Origin of the sequence: Clostridium putrefaciens (assembly GCF_900461105.1) — a bacterium.
GTDB classification, from domain to species: domain Bacteria; phylum Bacillota; class Clostridia; order Clostridiales; family Clostridiaceae; genus Clostridium_L; species Clostridium_L putrefaciens.
The window spans coordinates 1806004-1828542 of the sequence record NZ_UFWZ01000001.1; the positions used below are offsets into that span (position 1 = coordinate 1806004).

23 protein-coding genes, 1 tRNA gene and 1 riboswitch are annotated in these 22539 nt (G+C 29.6%); of the genes, 5 read left to right on the forward strand and 19 right to left on the reverse strand.

All coding sequences use genetic code 11. The annotated features are described in order from the left end of the window. The 7 genes from rpoZ to DY168_RS07945 all read right to left on the reverse strand — a co-directional run bounded on the left by rpoZ (position 1) and on the right by DY168_RS07945 (position 6228). Positions 1-219 carry a DNA-directed RNA polymerase subunit omega gene (rpoZ, locus tag DY168_RS07915; RefSeq protein WP_115641276.1) on the reverse strand — a complete coding sequence of 73 codons (219 nt, stop codon included), beginning with the start codon at positions 217-219 and terminating at the stop codon, positions 1-3. Further along, positions 200-829: a guanylate kinase gene (gmk, locus tag DY168_RS07920; protein WP_115641277.1), complete on the reverse strand. Its 630-nt coding sequence runs from the start codon at positions 827-829 to the stop codon at positions 200-202. The genes rpoZ and gmk overlap by 20 nt, the downstream gene beginning before the upstream one ends. Further along, positions 829-1101, reverse strand: a complete 273-nt coding sequence (gene remA / locus DY168_RS07925; protein WP_115641278.1) for an extracellular matrix/biofilm regulator RemA — start codon at positions 1099-1101, stop codon at positions 829-831. The genes gmk and remA overlap by 1 nt, the downstream gene beginning before the upstream one ends. A 20-nt stretch (positions 1102-1121) precedes the next feature. Beyond that, on the reverse strand, positions 1122-2003 hold the full coding sequence (locus DY168_RS07930; RefSeq protein WP_115641279.1) for a YicC/YloC family endoribonuclease: 882 nt from the start codon (positions 2001-2003) through the stop codon (positions 1122-1124). A gap of 92 nt (positions 2004-2095) precedes the next feature. Beyond that, positions 2096-3250: a pyridoxal phosphate-dependent aminotransferase gene (locus DY168_RS07935; RefSeq protein ID WP_115641280.1), complete on the reverse strand. Its 1155-nt coding sequence runs from the start codon at positions 3248-3250 to the stop codon at positions 2096-2098. A gap of 241 nt (positions 3251-3491) precedes the next feature. After that, a complete protein-coding gene (locus tag DY168_RS07940) occupies positions 3492-4853 on the reverse strand; it encodes an NCS2 family permease (RefSeq protein WP_115641281.1) in 1362 nt (453 codons plus the stop codon). Between the two features lie 164 nt (positions 4854-5017). Beyond that, positions 5018-5117: riboswitch (purine riboswitch) on the reverse strand. A 121-nt stretch (positions 5118-5238) separates the two neighbouring features. Continuing rightward, positions 5239-6228, reverse strand: a complete 990-nt coding sequence (locus tag DY168_RS07945; protein ID WP_115641282.1) for an asparaginase — start codon at positions 6226-6228, stop codon at positions 5239-5241. Between the two features lie 522 nt (positions 6229-6750). Between DY168_RS07945 and yedE the strand changes: the two genes are divergently transcribed. The 4 genes from yedE to cls all read left to right on the forward strand — a co-directional run bounded on the left by yedE (position 6751) and on the right by cls (position 9967). Continuing rightward, entirely contained in the window at positions 6751-7842 is a 1092-nt protein-coding gene (yedE, locus tag DY168_RS07950) for a YedE family putative selenium transporter (RefSeq protein WP_115641283.1), read from the forward strand. Next, on the forward strand, positions 7826-8041 hold the full coding sequence (locus DY168_RS07955; RefSeq protein WP_115641284.1) for a sulfurtransferase TusA family protein: 216 nt from the start codon (positions 7826-7828) through the stop codon (positions 8039-8041). Before yedE ends, DY168_RS07955 begins: the two co-directional genes overlap by 17 nt. Then, positions 8028-8282: a putative Se/S carrier protein gene (locus DY168_RS07960; protein WP_115641285.1), complete on the forward strand. Its 255-nt coding sequence runs from the start codon at positions 8028-8030 to the stop codon at positions 8280-8282. The genes DY168_RS07955 and DY168_RS07960 overlap by 14 nt, the downstream gene beginning before the upstream one ends. 248 nt (positions 8283-8530) lie before the next feature. Next, the gene (cls, locus tag DY168_RS07965; RefSeq protein ID WP_115641286.1) at positions 8531-9967 is read left to right on the forward strand and encodes a cardiolipin synthase; all 1437 of its coding nucleotides are present in this window, start codon (positions 8531-8533) and stop codon (positions 9965-9967) included. A 47-nt stretch (positions 9968-10014) separates the two neighbouring features. On the opposite strand, the gene DY168_RS07970 is transcribed toward cls, so the two are convergent. Continuing rightward, complete coding sequence (locus DY168_RS07970) at positions 10015-10668, reverse strand: pentapeptide repeat-containing protein (RefSeq protein WP_115641287.1); 654 nt, start codon at positions 10666-10668, stop codon at positions 10015-10017. An 89-nt stretch (positions 10669-10757) separates the two neighbouring features. On the opposite strand from DY168_RS07970, the gene DY168_RS07975 reads away from it, so the two are divergent. Beyond that, on the forward strand, positions 10758-11336 hold the full coding sequence (locus DY168_RS07975; protein ID WP_172556299.1) for an HdeD family acid-resistance protein: 579 nt from the start codon (positions 10758-10760) through the stop codon (positions 11334-11336). A gap of 140 nt (positions 11337-11476) precedes the next feature. Here DY168_RS07975 and DY168_RS07980 read toward each other — a convergent pair whose 3' ends face one another. The 11 genes from DY168_RS07980 to pyrB form a co-directional block, all read right to left on the reverse strand. Continuing rightward, positions 11477-13342, reverse strand: a complete 1866-nt coding sequence (locus DY168_RS07980) for a type IA DNA topoisomerase (protein ID WP_115641289.1) — start codon at positions 13340-13342, stop codon at positions 11477-11479. Between the two features lie 219 nt (positions 13343-13561). Next, positions 13562-13636: transfer RNA gene (locus tag DY168_RS07985), tRNA-Glu, on the reverse strand. A 142-nt stretch (positions 13637-13778) separates the two neighbouring features. Further along, positions 13779-14960 carry a DHHW family protein gene (locus DY168_RS07990; RefSeq protein ID WP_115641290.1) on the reverse strand — a complete coding sequence of 394 codons (1182 nt, stop codon included), beginning with the start codon at positions 14958-14960 and terminating at the stop codon, positions 13779-13781. Positions 14961-14971: 11 nt separating this feature from the next. Continuing rightward, positions 14972-16393, reverse strand: coding sequence for an MBOAT family O-acyltransferase (locus tag DY168_RS07995; protein WP_115641291.1), 1422 nt, complete (start codon positions 16391-16393; stop codon positions 14972-14974). Positions 16394-16551: 158 nt separating this feature from the next. Further along, a complete protein-coding gene (gene pyrE, locus DY168_RS08000) occupies positions 16552-17112 on the reverse strand; it encodes an orotate phosphoribosyltransferase (protein ID WP_115641292.1) in 561 nt (186 codons plus the stop codon). An 18-nt stretch (positions 17113-17130) separates the two neighbouring features. Then, positions 17131-18033, reverse strand: a complete 903-nt coding sequence (locus DY168_RS08005) for a dihydroorotate dehydrogenase (RefSeq protein WP_172556383.1) — start codon at positions 18031-18033, stop codon at positions 17131-17133. Between the two features lie 9 nt (positions 18034-18042). After that, positions 18043-18798, reverse strand: a complete 756-nt coding sequence (locus DY168_RS08010; protein ID WP_115641294.1) for a dihydroorotate dehydrogenase electron transfer subunit — start codon at positions 18796-18798, stop codon at positions 18043-18045. A gap of 16 nt (positions 18799-18814) precedes the next feature. Further along, positions 18815-19678, reverse strand: a complete 864-nt coding sequence (gene pyrF / locus DY168_RS08015) for an orotidine-5'-phosphate decarboxylase (protein ID WP_115641295.1) — start codon at positions 19676-19678, stop codon at positions 18815-18817. Positions 19679-19680: 2 nt separating this feature from the next. Further along, positions 19681-20877 carry a dihydroorotase gene (locus DY168_RS08020; protein WP_115641296.1) on the reverse strand — a complete coding sequence of 399 codons (1197 nt, stop codon included), beginning with the start codon at positions 20875-20877 and terminating at the stop codon, positions 19681-19683. Positions 20878-20892: 15 nt separating this feature from the next. Next, positions 20893-21324: an aspartate carbamoyltransferase regulatory subunit gene (locus tag DY168_RS08025; protein ID WP_115641297.1), complete on the reverse strand. Its 432-nt coding sequence runs from the start codon at positions 21322-21324 to the stop codon at positions 20893-20895. Position 21325: 1 nt separating this feature from the next. Further along, entirely contained in the window at positions 21326-22249 is a 924-nt protein-coding gene (gene pyrB / locus DY168_RS08030) for an aspartate carbamoyltransferase (protein ID WP_115641298.1), read from the reverse strand. Positions 22250-22539 lie beyond the last annotated feature (290 nt).

A 22539-nucleotide genomic window follows, 5' to 3' on the forward strand; every position in this document is an offset into this window, starting at 1 on the left:
CTATTTTAGTCCTTCTTTTATTGTTTCATATTTAACGTATCCTTGATCTACTTCGCTAATGGCTCTAGTTAAAGGTTTTTTAGAGTCTACCTCTACCATTGGCTCAGCACCATCAATTATTTGTCTTGCCCTTCTTGAAGTTACTGTAACTAAAGTATATCTGTTATCCACCTTTTCGAGTAAGTCTGTTATTGATGGATTAATCATAGAGTTGTTCATGTATTAAGCCCTCCTTAGAATCTAATATTTTTTCTTTTATTCTGTCTACTCTGCATCTTTCTGCCATTAATATGCTTTCTATCTTGTTAACAGCATCACTTACTGTATTATTTACTACTGCATAATTATATGTTGAAATATAATTAATTTCTTGATATGCAGATTTAAACCTAGTCATTAATGATTGTGGTGTTTCACTACCTCTTTTTATTATTCTTTGTTTTAATTCTTCCATAGATGGAGGTAGTATAAATATAAATACACCATCTTCTATCTTGTCTTTAACTTTTAACGCTCCTTGAATATCTATCTCAAGTATAACATCTTTTCCACTATCAAGCATAGCCTGAACTTTTGATCTAGGAGTTCCATATAAGTTTCCGTAAACCTCAGCACATTCTAAAAAATCATCTTCTTTTATTTTATTTTCAAATTCATCTCTATCCATAAAATAATAGTTAACTCCATCAACTTCTCCAGCTCTAGGTTTCCTAGTGGTTGCTGAAATAGAAAGGTAATATTGGTTTTTTTCTAGCAAAGCCTTACAAATAGTACCCTTTCCTGCTCCTGATGGCCCTGATATAACTATTAATATACCTTTATTGGACATTATTCTTCAACCTCATCTCCAGCTTCTTCTCCCTTTGATGATAGTCTATGTGCTACTGTTTCTGGTTGTACTGCTGAAAGAATCACATGGTCACTATCTGTTATTATTACAGCTCTTGTTCGTCTACCATAAGTTGCATCTATTAACATTCCCCTATCTCTTGCCTCTTGGATTATTCTTTTTATTGGCGCAGATTCAGGACTTACTATAGCTACTAATCTATTAGCAGAAACAATATTTCCAAAACCTATGTTGATTAACTTAATACTCATTGTCTTCCTCCTAAAATTCATTATTCTACGTTTTGCACTTGTTCTCTTATTTTTTCAATATTGTTTTTTATATTAAGTACTTGATTTGTTATTTCTAAATTTGAAGATTTAGAAGCTATAGTATTAGCCTCTCTATTCATTTCTTGAACTATAAAATCAAGTTTTCTACCTACAGGCTCTTTTAAATTCAAAGTATCATTTAACTGTTCGATATGGCTGTTTAATCTTATTATCTCTTCATCTATGCTTGCTTTATCTGAAAATATAGCCACTTCCATATTTAAACGACCTTCATCTAATTTACCATCTTCAATTAATTTCTTTATTCTATCCTCAAGCTTTATCTTGTATTCTTTAACCACTGTTGGAGCCTTTGTTTCTATTTTATCTAACTCACATTTTATATTATCACAGTTACATTTTATGTCTTGACTTAGTTTAATTCCTTCTCTTTCTCTCATAGATAACAAGTTTTTTAACGCACAATGTATAGAAGGGGATATCTCTTTCCAGAGTTCCTCAATGTCTTCTTCATCTTCTTGTATATAAATAACATCAGGAAACTTTGAAACAAACGACAGTGATATATCATCTTTAACATCATAATTATCTTTTATTTCATTAAGACAACTCATGTAGCTATCTAATAAATCCGTGTTAACCCTTACTCTACCCTCTACTTTTTCATAGTTTTTATAATTTAAAAATAAATCCACCTTGCCTCTGTTTAAATATTGAGAAATGATGCTTCTGATTCTTTCTTCTAAAGCAATCATGGCTTTAGGCATTTTGATGTTTAAGTCTAAAAACCTGTGGTTTACACTTTTAACTTCTATTACAAAGTTATGTTTGCTACCCTCTTCACTATTGGCTCTGCCAAAACCCGTCATACTTTTAATCATGAAACTCCTCCTTATGCTTTTCCAATTCATCATACCTATTATACATAAACAACATGCAATATTTCAAGTTTTATTTTAAAAATAGAATTTATCTAGTTTTTACTGTAACTATCTAGTCTATTCAATGTATTTCTTATAATCTCTTCATCCTTAGTAAGTGCAATTCTAAAATAACCATATCCTAGTCTACCAAAGGCACTTCCAGGTGTTACAACAATGCCCTTTTTTAAAAGTAACTCACTACAAAATTCATCTGTATTATATCCTTTTGGTACTTTACACCAAATATAAAAAGTACCTTCTCCCTTAAAATATTTTATATTCTTTTCATCTAAAATAGACTCTGCTAAAACTTTTCTTTTTCTGTATACCTCATTTATATATTCTATATAGTATTTGCAATCTTTTATTGCCCTTAAAGCTGAATATTGAATAGGCATAAATTGACCTGAATCAATATTGTTTTTAACTTCCCCTAAAGACTTTATAATATTTTTATCACCAACTACATAACCTATTCTATATCCTGTCATACTAAATGCTTTAGAAAAACTACTAAATTCAATGCAGTTATTTATACCTCCCATTAGTATCGATAACTTATCTTCTTTTTTATTTACAATCTCTTTATAAGCCCCGTCGTTACAAAGTACTATATTATACTTTTCACACATTTCTTTAACCTCTTCTAAAAAGTCCTTTTTTAAATTCGCTCCCGTAGGGTTATTAGGATAATTTATTATAATAAGTTTAGATACCTTTTTTATTTTTTCGGGAATCAATTTAAGATTTGGGAAATAACCTCTTTCTTCAATTAAAGGCATCTTATATGGAATTGTACCCCAAAGCTTACTGCAAGATTCATATGAGGGATATGAAGGATCAGGTAATATAATATAATCATTTATATCACAAACTGTTGGAATTATATTACTTAATGCTTCTTTAGACCCTATAGTTATTAACACTTCATCTTCAGTTAAATCTACACCATAATTAAGCTTATAATCTTTAATTATCGCCTGTTTTAATTTGGCTATACCATTTCCTTTAGGATAATTATGATATCCCTTATAACTTAAGGCCTCTATTAGCGTCTCATTAACCTCTTTAGGCGGTTCTAGATCTGGATCACCTATGCCAATATCTATTACTTCCCTCCCCTGTTTTTTTAGCTTATCTTTTAAAATATCAATTTCATTAAAGTGATACTGCGGAAGATTTGCAATCCTATTATTTATCTTCAAATAAATACCTCCCAAATATTGTTTTTAACATAATATTCATTATTATACCTTTTTGATACATCATCCAAGATTTAGTTACCAATTATCCTTTAGATTAATATAATAAAAACCTCTATCTATAAATCATAAATTTTATAGATAGAGGTTTTAAATTTTCAATGTACACTTTATTTAAAGTAATATTCACAATAAATAAAGATACCTGTATTTAAATAAAAATATATTGTATTAATATATTTATCTAAGAAAGCCCAGTAAATATTATCTTAGCCATAAATATAATACCTAGAATTATCATGACAGGAGATATCTTTTTCTTTTCTTTACTAAACAAATTGTTTGCTAAATTTATTATTACATAAGATAGTATCCCAATAGTTAAACCATCTCCTATGCTATATGTAAGTGGCATTAATGCAATAATTAAAAATGCTGGTACACCTTCTGTAAAATCACTAAAATTAATCTTAACTACATTTTCCATCATAAAGAATCCTACTATAATAAGTGCAGGTGCTGTAGCCGCAGCTGGTATAGCTACAAATATTGGTGAAAAGAACATAGCTAGTAAAAATAGTATTCCAGTAACTATAGATGTAAGCCCTGTCCTTCCACCTTCTGCGACCCCAGCAGAGCTTTCAACAAAAGTAGTTACCGTTGATACTCCTATCAACGCTCCAAAAGTAGTTCCAATCGAATCTGATAATAAAGCCCTTCCAGCTCTTGGAACCCGTCCATTTTCATCTAACATATTAGCTTTTGCCGCTACACCAACCAAGGTGCCTATAGTATCAAAAAAGTCTACAAATAAAAATGTGAAAACTATAACTACAAATCCCCATATCTTTGAAGAATCTGTTATATATGAGAAGTCTAGCTTAAATGCAATTGGTGCTAAAGATTCAAACTTAAAAATACCAGTAGGTAAGAATATTTTATGAAGTGATGCAGATTCAGGGCTAATAATTGCATATACCCAAGATAAAATGGTGCTACCAAATATCCCAAATAATATAGCCCCTTTAACATTCTTTTTTGAGAGTACAACAATAATCACTACTCCAACAGCTGTAATCAAAACAGTTGGTGACATAAAATTACCAAGTCCTACTAAAGTAGCATCATTTTTAATAACCATTCCACTATCTACAAATCCAATAAAGGTTATAAATAGACCTATTCCCGCTGTAACAGCTAATTTTAAATTCATAGGTATACTATTTATTACTGCTTCTCTTACGTTAGTTAATGATAAAACTATGAATATAATTCCTTCTACAAATACCGCTGTAAGTGCTATTTCCCAGGGTACATTCATTTTTATAACAACTGTATATGCAAAAAATGCATTTAGCCCCATACCCGATGCAAGTGCAAATGGTAAATCTGCATATACACCCATCATTATTGTGGCAACACCTGCTGAAAGACATGTAGCAGTAACTAGTGCTCCTACTGGCATTCCAGTGGCTCCTAATATAGTAGGGTTAACTGCTATAATATATGCCATAGTTAAGAATGTAGTAATTCCTGCAATTACTTCTTTTCTTATATTTGTATCCTTCCTTTCTTTTAACTTACTAAAACTAAATAATTTATCCATAATCATCCTCCTAAAATTTGTACTATGTTTCTTATTAAAATTCCTTAATAAAGCAAAAATACCTATATAAATTCCCTGAGGAATCTATATAGGTATTATCTTAATCAAAATCTACTCATATATACATTACTAAAAAAAGTAATTTTTCACATATGAATTTAAGATAATTCTAAAGATTCACTCATAGTCAGACATTTATGGTGTCTGGTAGAAACTCTTGGCCCTTATTGCCAAAACTATATGAGCATTACTGTTTACGAATATTATGTTACAACATTAATTTATTATTGTCAACATCACATATCATTATTTATGCATTTAATTATATCGTTCGTGTAATTTAGGTTAATATAAACGATTATTAATTTCCAAATTGGTTTTTAAATTAGATGTTATATAAGCTTTTTTCGAATATAGACTTTATCTCATCTAAATTTTTCGTATAACTAAGTGCTACTAATAATTTAATTCTAGCTTTTTGACCTGGAAGATTATCACCAAATATAACGCCTAAATTTCTTAGTTCTTTTCCACCTCCATGATATCCGTATGAATCAAATACTCTTCCTTCAAAGCATCTAGAAACAATAACCACTGCAATTCCTTTGTTTATAGCATTTTCTATACCTTGTACCATAAGTGGTGGTATGTTTCCCCTTCCCATTGCCTCAACAACTATACCTCTATTTCCTTCGCTTATATAATAATTTATTACACCTGAATCCATACCTGATGCACATTTTATAAGAGCAACTTTACTATCTAATTCTTTTATGCTCATTGTTTGTTTTTCTATGTTATTTCTATAGAATATAACCCTATTATTATCCACTATACCAATTGGTCCAAAGTTTGGAGTCTTAAAAGCGTTTAAACTCATAGAATTAGCTTTTGTAACTTCTGATGCACAGTTCAATTGTCCATTTAAACAGACTAGAACCCCCCTACCTTTTGATTCATCTGATATTGCTGTACAAATAGATTCTGCTAAATTAGATGGGCCATCATATCCAAGCTCTGATCCACTTCTCATAGATCCTGTAAATACCACAGGTTTTATAGAATTAATAGTTAAATCTACAAGATACGCAGTCTCTTCAAGAGAATCTGTTCCATGTGTTACTACTACTCCTGCTATATCTTCTCTATCTAAAAGTTTTTGAATGAACTTTGATAAATCTAACATGATTTCTGGTGTCATATGTGGACTCGGTAACATTGAAAAATTATATGATTCTATATTCGCATATTTTTCGATACCCGTTACCATAGACATTATTTCTTCACCAGTAAGACTAGGAACTGCAGCCTTTATCCTAGGATCTACCTTCATAGAAATAGTTCCACCATTAAAAACAATTGCTACCTTTTTCATAAAATACCTCCTATTATTTAAAGTCATTTACTCTACAGCCCTTAATTTTAAGTTAATAAAAATTAAAAGCCACCTACTAAGACAATTAAAATGACTATATCACTTTTTAAATATAATAGAATATTAACTAGCTGTGGTTTAAATATACCTCCTAGTAAATTTAACATAATTTCATTAAATAATATATATATACAAAATTATATATTATTATTTCATTTTATAATAAGATTTGTTAGCTTTTCCATCTTAAATTACAGTTATTTTTATTATTAATGTAATTTTAAAATTTAATCAAGATATCACTTTTATATTCTTTATTTAAGATACCGCATTAAACATAAACATCGTTTTGAAACAAATAAGGAATATATTGTAGGGACCTTTAAGTAAATAGTTTATTTATAATTAACAGTATTGTATTTACTGATAGATAAGACTTTAACAATCAGCTTTATATATTTAACATACATTAAATAATTTGTTATATTTATATAGAAGTAATAAAAATAAGGGGGAATTTTCATGAAAGAAAAAAAGGGGATCATAATTACTGGAGCTATAGTTGGTATACTATCAGTAATACTTGTACGTTTCGGTAACCCTATTAATATGGGCCTTTGCATAGCCTGTTTTATAAGGGATACAGCTGGTTCTTTAGGACTACATAGGGCAGAAGTTGTTCAATACATAAGACCTGAAATAATAGGCATAGTCCTTGGAGCTTTTATAATGGCAATTTTTAAAAGGGAACTTTATTCTAAAGGTGGTTCTTCGCCATTTATAAGATTTATATTAGGATTTATAGTTATGGTAGGAGCACTAATGTTTTTAGGTTGCCCACTTAGGATGGTATTAAGACTTGCTGGAGGAGACTTAAATGCAATTACAGGTATCATAGGGTTTACGGCTGGAATTTTTATTGGTATACAATTTTTAAACAAAGGTTTTACTTTAAAAAGAAATTATACTACAACAAAAATTGAAAGCTATTTATTCCCTGCAGTTAATGTAGGTTTATTTGCACTTCTTGTTTCAGCACCTGCTTTTATATTTTTTAGTCAGAAAGGTCCTGGTGCTTCTCATGCTCCAATTTATATAGCCTTAATTGCAGGGCTTATTGTAGGTGCAATTGCACAAAGGACTAGACTTTGTATGGTTGGAGGAATTAGAGATCTTATAATGTTTAAAGATACTTATTTATTATCTGGATTTATTTCTATATTTATATTTGCACTTATAGGAAATTTAATAATAGGTAAATTTAATTTAGGATTTATGAATCAACCTGTAGCCCATAATGATGCTTTATGGAACTTTTTAGGTATGGCTTTAGCTGGATGGGCCTCAGTACTATTAGGTGGTTGCCCTTTAAGACAACTAATATTATCTGCTGAGGGTAATATAGATTCTGTTATAACAGTTTTAGGACTTTTTGTAGGCGCAGCTTTTGTGCACAATTTTAATTTAGCTTCTAGCGCTAAAGGTCCTACATTTAATGGTAAAGTAGCAGTATTAATTGGATTTTTAATTGTATGTTTAGTATCCTACATAAATATAGAAAAGGGTACTAAAAAAATTAATGTAGTTTCAAAGGGAGATGATAACATTGGTTAAAATAGATGCTAGAGGTATATCTTGTCCTCAGCCAGTTTTGATGACAAAAAATGCTTTAATAAATAATCCTATAGAAGTGGAAATTACTGTAGATAACGCAACTGCTAAGAATAATGTTGAACGTTACATGAGGCAATCAGGTTATTCTGTATCATCAAAAAATATAGAAGATGACTTTATATTATATGGTAAAAAATAATGATGTAAATTATATTTGTTTATTTTATACTCATTCAGGAGCTATAAAGTTTACTAATATAATGAATGCTGAAAATATTTGTTATAAAATATTACCTACACCTAGAAAACTAAGTTCTAGCTGTGGCATTAGTGTACAGTTTTGTTATGACAAAAATATAAGTTCTTTTATAATTAACGACATAGAAAAGGTGTTTTTAGTTAATAATAAAAGTTATGAACTGGTATATGAAAATGAATAGCTACATTTGACCATTTAACTAAGTGAACTACTCTCCACCTAAGAGATGGGAGAATTCCGGACAGGAATCTTAAAACACTATTGGGTAAGACCTTTTGTGAAATTACAAAAGGTCTTACCTTTTTTGACAAAGTAAAATGCTGCAACTTATTGTTCTTATGTGATTAAAAATAAAGGAAATTAAATAATTATATAGAATTATTATGTTTAATTATAAGTAAGTTCAAATATTTTAAGGAGTATAAATTTATGAAATTAAATATCATAGTCGGAATCCTAGTAATTGTTATTAATTTGTTTTTTGCAACTATTCTTATATTTTTTGAAAGGAAGAATCCATCTACTACTTGGGCTTGGTTATTAGTTATAATACTCCTCCCAGTAATAGGATTTGTTATTTATCTTCTTTTAGGTAGAAATTTAAGCAAAGAAAAATTATTCAACAAGAAAATTATTGTTGATGAACGAAAAAAATGTGATTATTTACTAAATTCACGAAAAGAATATGTACTAGATGAGGGTACTTTTGAAAATATAGATTTAATTAAAATGAATTATAGAAACTCCCACTCATTTTACACTCAAAAAAATAATATAGACTTGATTTTTGATGGTAAAGAAAAATTTAAAGAACTTTTCACCGCTATCGAAAATAGTAAAAGCTTTATTCATATTGAGTACTATATTATAAGCAAAGACGAAACTGGTAAAATGCTAATGGATTTACTTACTAAAAAGGCAAAAGAAAATATAGAAGTTAAAGTTTTATTTGATTCAATGGGATCATATAAAATTAATAGTAAACGTTATTTGAAAAACTTTGTAGATTCTGGTGGAAAATATGCTGTATTTTTCCCTGCACTACTTCCTCATTTAAATAAAAGAATCAATTTTAGAAACCACAGGAAAATAGCTGTAATTGATGGTAAAGTTGGTTTTGTTGGAGGCTTTAATATTGGAAATGAATATTTAAGTAAGGATAAAAAAATTGGTTACTGGAGGGATACTCATTTAAAAGTTGCTGGTGAAGCTGTAAGGGATTTAGAAGAAAGATTCCTTATGGATTGGACTTATGCTTCTGAAGAAATAATACATGATTATGGAAAGTATTTAACAATTGATCTATCTATAGACGAGATAACAGGTACTCAAATAGTTTCAAGTGGTCCAGACCATAAAAGTCCTTACATTAGAAATGGATTTGTTAAGATTATAAATAATGCTAAAAAAAGTGTATACGTCCAAAGCCCTTATTTTATTCCAGATGAGACTACTTTAGAATCTTTAAAATTATCCGCTTTATCTGGGGTTGATGTTCGGATTATGATTCCCGGGGTACCTGATCATAAATTTATGTTTTGGGCCGCTAGTTCTTATGTTGGGGAGCTTTTAAAAAGTGGTGTTAGAGTTTATTATTATAACAAAGGTTTTTTGCATTCTAAAACCATAGTATCTGATAGCAACGTGTGTAGTATCGGAAGTGCAAATATGGATATACGTAGTTTTAAATTAAACTTTGAAACAAATTGTTTTATTTACAATGAAAATATCTCTAATAAAATGGAGATACAATTTAAAAAGGATATATTAGATTCAAAGGAAGTAACTCTAAAATCTTTTGAAGACAGAGGCCTTTGGGTTAGATTTGCAGAATCTATTACAAGACTACTTTCTCCCATATTATAATATAATGGTACATCAAATTTTTTGGAGGAAATTTGATGTACCATTAATCATTTTATAATAATACCCATAAGCTTAGATAAAGATACTGCTTGAATTGGTGATACTATAACACCTTTAAGATCTTCTATACTAATAGTAATGCCTTCTATATCACAGCTAGTTAAATCTATATCTTTTAGTCTAGCCCCTTCCATATGGCATTCTGAAAGGTTTGAATCATAGAATCCAACTTTACTAAAGTTAGCTTCCTGAAAATCAGATAACCCTAATTCACATTCATTAAACTTTATTTCATTAAACTTAGAAAATGAAAAAAGCGCATATCTTAAATTACACTCACTAAAAGTAATGTTTTTTAAATTTGCTTCACTTAAATTAATACCTATAAGTTTACAATTTATAAATTCTACTCTATGTATTATAGCACTTTCTAAATTCACATTAGACAAATCACAATTTTGAAACCTTACATCCACAAGTTCAGCCCTTTGAAATGAACATCCTATAAACGTACTTCCTTTTAATATTGTTTCCGTTAAGTTAACTCTTTTTACACTTTCACCTTGAAGATGAAAATTAGTTATATTAACAGAAGATATATACTCTTCATCTTGTAAATCTTCATATGATAGATTCATATCTTCTAATAATGATGGTAATCTCGGTTTTTCTACAGAGAACTCATTTTTTTTGCTTTTCATTTGGCACCCCTTTCTTTACTATACATCTATTCTTTATACTATATATCCTTTATAATATATGTATATACATTAATAAAGGAGGAAAGTTTATGAAGCATATTAAGATGTTATCAATATTGCAAGGTATCTTATTCCTATTTATAGGTATTATAAGCTTTGTATATCCCACAGAATCTCTTTCTATTTTATCATTAATCTTTCAGCTACTCTTGATTACTCTAGGTTCTATAAAACTTATAAAAACTTTAGTAGATAAACGTAGATTCAGAGAAAATTATATGTTTATTTTAAACTTATTCGAAGGGATTATTTTTATTATTGTGGCTATCTTATTTTATTCCAACGAAAACCTATCAATATTATCATTTTCTATCATATTAGGTTTATGGTGTGCTTATATTTCCATAACCTTATTTTTAAAATCCTTTAAAGGAAGAAGTGTTGAAAACGGATATTTAGGTATAATTCTATCCTTCATATCTTTATGTTTTGCCCTAATGGTTATATTTAAACCTTATGTTGTCTTTTTAACCTTATCAAAATTAATTGGTATATATTTTATATGTACGGGTATAGAGGTTTTATTTGTCACTTTATATATTGAAAGCAAGCTAAAAAGATTAAGGCTTTTGGGTGAAGATTCTAATGAAATTAATATTGATATGTAATCAATATATTACCAAATATATTACTGTAGACCCCCTTTTATTATTCAAGGGGTCACTTCACTAAAAATTTGTTTAGTGCTTTAATCTTATCACTTTAATATTAGTAACTATTAATTTATAGTGTAAAAGCTAGTTAATAGTTACTTTTTTATTTCTTTCACGTCTCTTGTATCATTTATTATAGTAGCTCTATTCGATTTTATCCTTCTTACCCCAACCCTTGTAAAATTATATATTTCTTTTAAGAACTCATCCTTATTATAACTTCCTTTTTCTATATCATATAATTTCTTTTCAAGCCTTCCTGTATAATCAGTATCCATTAATTCTTTTACTGGAAAGTTTTCTATAAGCTTACTTCCTATATCAGTTATTAATAGTGATTTTCCTTTTGTAGATATATACCGTGCATACTTTAGCTTATTTATGGTATCTGCTCTTGTAGCTGCGGTACCTATAGAGTATCCATATAATATTTTGGACTCTTCATCATCTTGCTCTTGTGATTTATTTCCTTTACCGCAGGTTTCCATCGATTTTAAAAGTGTCTTTTCTGTATAATGAGCAGGTGGCTTACTCTTTTTAGAAACAACAGTAGTGTCACTACTTTCAACCTTCTCATTTTCACTTATATTTGGTAATAGTTCTTCCTTTTTATCTTCATTATAAAGCTTAAGCCAACCTTTATTTATAAGTATTCTTCCTTTAGTCACAAATAACCTTTCATAATTATCTCCCTGTACAGATGTTACAATCTCGGTATTTTCATACTGCGATGCATCCATAAATTGAGATAAAAATCTATTTTTTATACTACTATACAGTTCCATTTCATCTTTATCTAAGTTTTTAGGAACAATATAAGTTGGTATTATAGCACTATGGCTTTCTACCTTTTCATTATTAAATACCTTTTTTGACTCATTAAAAACTATTTCATCCTTAAATGGAATATCCTTTTTAAGGATAGTTAATACATTTTTAGCCTTATCCTTAATACTTTCCTCTAGCGCCGTACTTTCGGTTCTAGGATAGGTTATGTATTTTTTTTCATATAAACTTTGTGCTACCTTTAACACCTTATCAGCCGTCCATCCATTGAATTTACTAGTAACAAATCCTTGCAAATTACTTAAGTTAAATAGTGCTTGTGGATATTCATTTTTTATCTCAACTTTTTTGCTCTTTATTACACCAGGCTTTCCCTCAACCTCATCTTTTAATCTAATAACACTTTCCTTATTTGTAAACTTATCCTTGCTTCCGTGAAAAAACTTTCCTTTATACTTTCCAAATTGATTTTCGAAGGTAGTAAATAATTCATTAAAAGCTTCTGGTTTAAAGTTCTTTATTTCTAATTCCCTATCATAGATTAACTTAAGTGTTGGCATAAGTACTCTTCCAATATTAAGTAAGTTACCTCTTCCCCTTGTATACTTCATTGTAGCAACAGCAGTGAAGTTTATACCTATAACCCAGTCTGCTAGTTGCCTACTAAGTCCAGCATCTTGGAGGGTACTCATTTGAGCATTTGTCTTTAAGTTGTTCAATCCTTTATTAACCTCTTCTGGCGTCCATTCGTTAATTAATATCCTCTGTATAGGCTTTTTTACATTTAAGTATTTAAATATAAGAAGAGCAATAAGCTCTCCCTCCCTATCAAAATCTGTAGCTGTTATAATTTCTTCTATATCTTTTCTATTTATAAGGCTGCTTATAATATCTAATTGCTTTTTTGCCCCTTTATCAACTACCTTTTTATTTTTACTGTCATTTTTAATTTTATACTTGAACTCACCTGGTATATACGGAAAGTAATCAAAATCCCATAAAGCTAACTTTTCATCATAATCCTTGCCATCATACAAGGTCAATAAATGACCAAAGGCCCAAGTTATTACATATCCTGGACCTTCAATATATCCATCTTTTTTAGTTTTACATCCTAGTGCTTCTGCTATATTTCTAGCTACAGAAGGCTTTTCTGCCAATATTAACTTTCCCATAATTCACCTTCACTACATTATTTATATATTTTAAGTACAATGCTATTATACTTACTTTAGCTAAAATTGAAAAGGGATAAAATACTATTATTGAAAAATCAAATATTTTATTTGCCTATTACATTCTAAAGAAAATATTGTTTTCCGGGCGTAGAAACCTTTGAGAAAACAAAAAAATATAAAGATTTGAATTTCTTCAAACCTTTATATTTCAGAATTTGGTGACTCCTAGGGGAATCGAACCCCTGATTCCACCGTGAGAGGGTGGTGTCTTGACCGCTTGACCAAGGAGCCTAGTATTGTTAGATGTATACCCAACAGTAATATAATAACACCTTTTATACTTTATATCAAATTAGTATTTTGAATACTGTTCTTTATATCTATTAAAAATATCTATAGTATTTTTAACTATATAGCTATTATTCACATAACCTTACCTGAAATTTAAATTTCCACCTCCACCATCAAGATCCCCGCTATTCATAATCATAATTACTATATCCGGGTTATTCTTATCAATATATTCATAAAGACTCATGTCTTTATAGTATCTTAAATCAATAATTCTTGTAGTATTGAAGTGTTGACTTAAATATGGTTCTACAGGATTAGTAAATGAATCTCCAAAAATCAAAGCATTTGGCAATTCATCTCTGTTAGTTTCTATTATAGTCTCTGCCTGGTCACCATTCATATAAGTTGCATATGTATTGCTAGAGTTTAGATTATCAAGATAAAAGATATTATTATCATATCCATCTCCTCCGTACTTTTTGTACTTAGGTAACTCATACTTAGGATACCATAAATCAATATTATCATCAGTTTTAAACATAAGGGATAACTGTCTATTTTGTGACCCATAAAACTTTGAATACGACTTGATATCATAATCTTCTTTATTATATGGTTTGCCAACACTTGGATACCTTTCAGATAACTTATTTATAACACTTTGATATCCTAAAAAGGCACCATTCATATTCCAGTGATGATCAGTTTTATAGTAAAAATTATCATCCTTATTTTTATAAAATATCTCTCTCATATCTACAAAATTAACATTTTCACTTAAAAGATTATGAAATGTATCTTCTACAAAATTTTGCTTTTCTTTATTATTATTCATAAAATAAGGGTATCTGTCATACCTATATTTTGATTGAACAGGAACAGAAACAAAACATAAAGAGCTATTCCTATTTTGAAGATAGCTTGAAAGTTCGTTTATATTCGTGACATTACTATGGATGCTTTTATATGACTTTTCTTTCACCTGATCAATATCTATATTAGGATTAAAATTTAACAAATAACCCTCTTTACCAATTACAACATTGTTTATTTTAGTCTTCTTCAACACATTTATATTAAAAAGAATATGTGCTTTTACCCACTTATCTCTTTGAAAGAATTGATCAGACATATATTCATCAGTCTTACTAAAATAAGTACCATCTAATAATTCATTTTTGGATGGTCTACTAATTTTGGTTAGAGATCTAAATTCTATATATGACACATCCCTATCCGTTTGTAAAAGGCTTCCTATAGAAAAGCCACCTATAATAATTACAAAAATAGAAATCATTAACGTATTTTTTACTTTATTCATCTCTTCACCACCTAAAATCTAAAATATATAAATGGATTAAATGTAGAATTTACAAGGTTCATAACCGTAAAGATTAATAATAAACCTAAGATTCCAGGATACATTATTTGAGTTAAGCAGTTTCTTAAAGCTTCAATTCTTATTAAATCTACTTTTCTCTTTATAACACTTGCAAATGGAATACATGCAAGTATCATTATAATAAATTCTACTCGATAATCATGAATATAATACATTACTGCAGAATTGTATAATTCATTACCATTTAATCCAATCATTGTTTTAATAAAGTTTATAGCATAAGTAATTCCTGGTGATCTAAATAACACCCATCCAAATATAACCAAAATCAACGTATACAAATGTTGTAGCGGTATCCACATCTTTTTAAGAAGCTTTTCTAATCCCGCTTTCTCAATTGCAATTATTATACCAAAATATAATCCCCAAGATATAAATGTCCAGCTTGCACCATGCCATAGTCCTGTTAAAATCCATACAATTAGCAAATTCCTGTGTCTTGAAAATGCATTCCCCCTACTTCCTCCTATTGGGATATATACATAATCTCTAAACCAAGTTCCAAGTGAAATATGCCACCTTCTCCAAAACTCTGAAATAGATTTTGATATGTACGGATAATTAAAATTTTCTAAAAATTCAAATCCAAACATTCTACCAAGACCAATAGCCATATCAGAATACCCTGAAAAATCAAAGTATATTTGCGATGAATAAGCTATAGCACCTATCCAAGCCAATATTATAGATAATTCTGCTGACCTTATTTCAAATATTTCATCAGCTATAAGTCCCATGCTGTTTGCAATGATAACCTTTTTAGATAACCCAATAATAAATCTTTCTATCCCTGAAACAAATTGTGGAATACTTTCTTTTCTATATCTTATTTGATTCGATACAGTCTCATAACGCACAATAGGTCCCGCAATTAATTGTGGGAAAAAGCATATATAAAGAGCTACATTTAGGGGGTTCTTCTGAACTTCCCCTCGTTCTTTGTAAACATCTATTACATAACTCATAGCCTGAAATGTAAAAAATGATATTCCTATCGGAAGAACAATTTGATTTATATTCATATTTACATCTAATAATCTACTAATATTGTCTACTATAAAGTTAGTATATTTAAAATAGATTAAAATCATCAAGTTTGAAAACACTGTAATAAATAAGATTACCTTTATTTTAAAAGGCTCTTCTCTGTATTTATCAACCATTATTCCTAGTATATAATTGATAAATATTGAAACTAACATTACAATTAAAAACTTTGGTCCTCCATATGCATAAAAAAACAAGCTAAACACTAGAAGTACAAAATTTCTTAATCTTTTTGGACATATATAATATAAAAATAATACCATTGGTAAAAACCCAAAAACAAATGTCAAACTACTAAAAAGCATAAACTATATCTCCTTTAATAAATTTAATAAAATTGGTTTTTTTATTATATCATCTTGTGTGCTATAAGTAAATGTATGTATTTTTTAATCAAAGCTTGTATAACTTTAAATCCCACTATAAAATATTTAATACCTTATAGTGGGATTTAATTGTAACCTTATTTAATATCCCTACTACCAGGTTTTATATAAGGTATACCTTTTTTACACAAAGGGCAATTATCTGAATCATAGTTATCTACGTTAAGCTTTATAGCGCTGTATAGTGGTCTTTCGTGTATTATCCCATTACTTCTATCCACTATGCAAGCAACAGCTACTACTTCTGCTCCGTATGATTTTATAACCTCTTCTGTTTCTTTAAAAGATTTCCCTGTAGTTACTACGTCTTCTGAGATTATAACCTTTTCTCCCTTTTTTAATTCAAACCCTCTTTTTAGTGTCATCTTTCCATCTTGCCTTTCGGTGAAGATACATGTCTTTTGAAGTTGCCTTGCCAGTTCATAAGCTACAAGTATTCCTCCCATAGCAGGACCAACCACAACATCAAATTCAATATCTTTTAACTGTGTTGCTACATTTTCTAAAACCTTTTCTGCTTCTTTTGGATCTTCTAATACCTTTGCGCACTGGCAATATCTATTGCTATGCATCCCCGATGATAATAAAAAGTGACCTTCTAATAAAGCTTTACTATTCTTTAATATATCTATAATCATAATAACAACTCCTTAAAATTATATTTGTGCTATGCCTCTTATTTCTGACAAATCCTTTATTCCTTCTTCTTTCATATACTTATGTATGCCATTAACTACTTCTATTCCAACTCTTGGATTATAAAAATTTGCAGTTCCTATCTGAACTGCTGTAGCTCCTGCCATTATAAATTCAAGTGCGTCTTCTGTTGATCCTATACCCCCTATTCCAACTACAGGTATATTCACTTTAGAAGAAACTTCATAAACCATTCTTAGTGCTATAGGTTTAACTGATGGCCCAGATAGCCCAGCAAATATGTTATTAAATACAGGTTTCTTTGATTTTATATCTATAGCCATGCCCTTTAAAGTATTTATTAATGACAAACTGTCCGCTCCAGCCATGCAGCAATTATATGCCATATCTACAATGTCCTCGGCATTAGGAGATAACTTTACCATTATCTTTTTTTTGCTTATCTTTTTTATTCTAGATACTACATCATAAGCGACTTTAGATTTTATACCGAAGGCCATGCCCCCCTCTTTTACATTAGGACAAGATATGTTAAGTTCTATCATATCAATATCAATACCATTTAAAATCTCTATGGCCCTTTCGTAGTCCTCTATAGATCCTCCACCTAAATTAGTTATTATATTGGTATTTAGTTTTTTCATTTTAGGAAGTTCACTTCTTACAAACTCTTCTACTCCTATATTTTGTAGCCCTACACTGTTTAACATTCCTAAAGGAGTTTCATAAGATCTAATACCTTCATTTCCTTCTTTAGGATTTAGAGTAAGCCCTTTAGTACATATAGCTCCAAGCTTTCCTACATCGTAAAAATCATTATATTCTTGTCCAAATCCAAAGGTTCCAGATGCTGCTATAACAGGATTTTTAAATTGAATACCATTTATATTTATTTTCATAATACTCTCCCTTTAAAATTCTAAGGTTTCGCCTAAGAAAACCGGTCCATCTTTACATGTTCTTTTATTTCCCTCTTTAGTTTTACATGTGCATACAAGGCAGGCTCCAACGCCGCAGGCCATATGACCCTCCATAGATATATAAGACTTAACCCCACATTCCTTGCAGCTTTGTACAGCCTTTTTCATCATAGGTAGGGGACCACAACAAAATACTAAATCATAATTTTTATAATCTATAATATCTGTTATAAATCCTTTATGTCCTTCTTTTCCACTATCTGTAGCTATATATATTTTGTCTGCTGTATCTTTAAAGCTTTCCATAAAATATGATTTTTCTCTAAAACCTGAATATAAGTGTATTATATCTACATCCTTTGAATCCTTTAACATTTTTATGAGTTCTTTCATTGGTGCTATGCCAATACCTCCAGATATAATAGCTATCTTTCCTTTAGCTTCATTAGTTGGAAATCCGTTCCCTAAAGGTCCAATTATATTTATATAATCTCCCGTAGAAAGGGTACTAAAACTTTTAGTACCCTTTCCCACAACTTCATAAAGAAATTCTAATTTATTTAAATCAAAACTACATATACTTATTGGTCTTGGTAAAAGTGTTTCCGTATCTTCTGACTTTAACATATAAAACTTACCTGCAAGTAAATTTTCTGCCTCTTCATTCAATTCAACACAAAGACTAAATATATTATTATATATTTCTTCATTTTTTATTACCCTTACTTTCCTAAAATAAGCACTCATATATACCTCCACAAATTTAAATGTTTAAAGCATCTTTTATTTCATCATTCATTCTTATTACTTCCTGCCTGGCATAAAATCCTACCGCTTCTCCCTCATGGTCTTTGTAAGCTAAAATTATCTTTCTAGAAGAGTTCACAACTCCACCATTACCTTTATTCAAATAAATTGCTACATCCTTTGCACTTCCACCTTGAGCCCCATATCCAGGTATTAAAAAGAATGTATTATTTAACTCCTTTCTTAAACCTTTTCCTTCTTCTATGTGAGTGCAGCCTACAACAGCTCCTACTTGGCTATAGCCTTTTTCACCTATATACTCCTTACCCATATAAGATATCTTTTCGCCCACGATATCATATACCCTTTTCCCATCTTTTGATTCTATATACTGTATATCCTCGGCTCCCTTATTAGAGGTTCTAAGTAAAATAAAAACTCCTTTATCTCCTTTTTTTATATAAGGCAGATATGGGTCTATGCTATCCATCCCCATATAAGGATTTAAAGTTATAAAGTCAGCCTCTAACTCTCCTTCAAAATGCGCTTTGGCATACATCTTTGCTGTATCTTTTATATCGCCTCTTTTTATATCACCTATAGCTAAAGAGTTTTTTTCTTTTATATATTTCAATGTCTTTGAGTATGCTCTTAAACCTTCTATACCTTGCGCCTCATAATAAGCTATCTGAAGTTTAAAGCAAGCCACCCTATCAAAGGTTGAGTCTATTATCTCTTTATTAAAATTAAATATCATATCTTCATAATTTGTAAATTTTCTCTTTATTGATAAAGGTATATAATCTAAGCTGGTATCTAAACCTACACAAGTATTTCCTCTATCTTCAACCTTTTCGTAAAGCTTATCCATTATACTCATAACTATATATCTCCTTTATAAATAAACTTACCACCTTTTATAGTTGCAAGTATTTTTCCATATCCTTTAAACCCTATAAATGGGGTGTTGTTACTTTTTGAAATTATATCTTTCTCATATATTTCGCATTGTTTTTCTGTATCTACTAAAACAAAGTCTGCGTCAAACCCTATGCTAATTTTCCCCTTGTTAAGTCCCATTATCCTTGCTGGATTATATGACATAATTTCTGATAACTTATTTATAGATATTCCTTCTTCTTTAACTAAGGTGGTGTAACATATATTAAAAGCACTTTCAAGTCCTATAAGACCAGAAGATCCTTTTTCTTTATCATCTTTGCTATGAGGTGCGTGGTCTGTAGCTATTGCATCTACATACCCATCTTTAATTGCCTTTATCAAAAACTTTCTATCTTCTTCTTCTCTTAAAGGAGGATTTACTCTATAGTTTATTTTAGAAGTAAGTGCTATATGATGAGGCGTTACCTCGCAGGTTACATTAGCCCCTTCCTCTTTAGCCTCAATTACATATTTCATAGATTCTTTTGTACTAACATGTGCTAAGTGAAGCTTTACCCCCGTAAATTTAGAAAGTACAATATCTCTCCATGTCATAGTATTTTCAGCAAGCCTCATATCAATATCTGATAACTCTTGGCTTTCAGCATGTGAAATCATTGTAATATCTTTATCTTTGCATACCCTCATAGCCTCAATCATAACTTTGCTATCCGATACACCTTTACCGTCATCACTTACAAATTTAATATCATCATACCTTGTTATTTCTTTAAGGGTATCAATATTTTCACCCTTAATATCCTCTGTAATTGACATGCACTGATTTATATCAATTATACTTATTTCTTTAGCCTTATTTCTGATGGTATTTAGTACCTTTATATTGCTACAAACAGGATTTGTATTTGCCATAAGATTCACTACTGTGTAACCACCCTTTGCTGCAGCTTTACTTCCTGTATATAAATCTTCTTTATAGGTATACCCTGGATATCTAAAATGACTATGAAGATCTATAAAAGACGGAAGCAATTTATATCCTTTTCCATCTATAATTTCGCATCTTTTATCTATACTTTTACCTATACTAGTTATCTTCCCTTCTTCTATATAAACATCTCCGAAAAAGTTATCCTTATAATCTATTATATTTACATTCTTTATAAGTAATTTCATTATTACTCCTCCTTTTTATATATCTTCAAGATTAGAAGCTTCATCACAATAAGCACATCTATACTCACTATTTTCTCTATCTGATAAATAAAAGCTTTGAGTAATATAATTTTCTACCGAAGTTACACATCTTGGATTTTTACACTTTATTATATTTTCAACATTTAGAGGTAATTGAAGTTTTAATTTTTTTACTATCTTTTCATCCTCTATTATATCTATGGTTATGGAAGCATCCAAAATCCCAAGTACTGTATAATCTATATCTAATTCATTCTCTATTTTTATCATATCTTTCATATTAAGTTTGGAACTTGGAGCATTCATAATTAAGGCAACAGTATAATTTGCAGTATCTAATCCTAGATACTTAAATATTTTCATACCAAGTCCAGCTTTTATGTGATCTATTACAATACCTTTTCTAATACTATTTATAGAAACCATATTAGTTCACCCCCAAAAGCTTAGCTATTAGAGCCATTCTTGCATACATTCCATACTTAGCTTGCTCAAAATAACAAGCCCTTGGATCTTCATCTACCTCATAGGATATTTCATTAACTCTTGGTAAAGGATGCATAACTATCATATCTTCTTTAGCTTTATTCATCTTTTCCTTATTTAATATATAACTGTCTTTAAGTTTTAAATACTCATCTTCATTAAAAAATCTTTCTTTTTGAACTCTTGTCATATAAAGAATATCTAAATCTTTTATTACGTCATCCATTTTTTCTATTTCTAGGTATTCTATATTGTTTTTCTTTAATACTTCTTTACTTATATAATCTGGTATGCTTAACTTTTTTGGAGATATTAATACGAATTTATTGTTTTTGTATCGAGACATGGATTTTATTAGAGAGTGTACTGTTCTTCCAAATTTTAAATCACCACAAATACCAATTACATTATTATCTAAGTTTCCTTTTATGCTTTTTATGGTAAGTAAATCTGTAAGTGTCTGAGTTGGATGTTGATGTCCTCCATCTCCTGCATTTATTACTGGAATAGAGGAGTACTGAGATGCAATTTTTGAGGATCCCTCTTTAGGGTGTCTAATAGCTGATATATCAGCATAGCAGCCTACAGTCCTTATAGTGTCTGCAATACTTTCACCCTTAGATACAGAACTGGAAATTGCTTCTGAAAAGCCTATAACTTGGCCTCCAAGTCTTAACATAGCGGCCTCAAAGCTAAATCTGGTTCTAGTACTTGGCTCATAGAATAGATTTGCTAATATTTTACCTTTACAAATATCTGAATAATCATTTGGATTTAAAATAATCTCTTCGCTTAGAACAAGTATTTCTTGAATTTCCTCTAGAGTAAAATCCATAGGGTCAATTAAGTGTCTTCCTTTTAACATAATCATCTCTCCTTTTAACATCACTGTGTTAATTTTAAAGGTTATATAATATTTAATTTTTGTAGGCCTTAACTTTCATCGCTATTTATTTACATTTCTATAGATGCATTTATATAATTTGAATAAGTTATTTCTCAAGAACTTAAATAAAAAAATGCCTTCCTTAAAAAGGAAGGCATAACAATAACATAAATATCGTTACATTCATCTATAACTTCCTTACTGATTTCTCTGAATCAAATTAAAGGCTTACTATCTTATTAAGATTAACATTTGTAATTATACTTGTC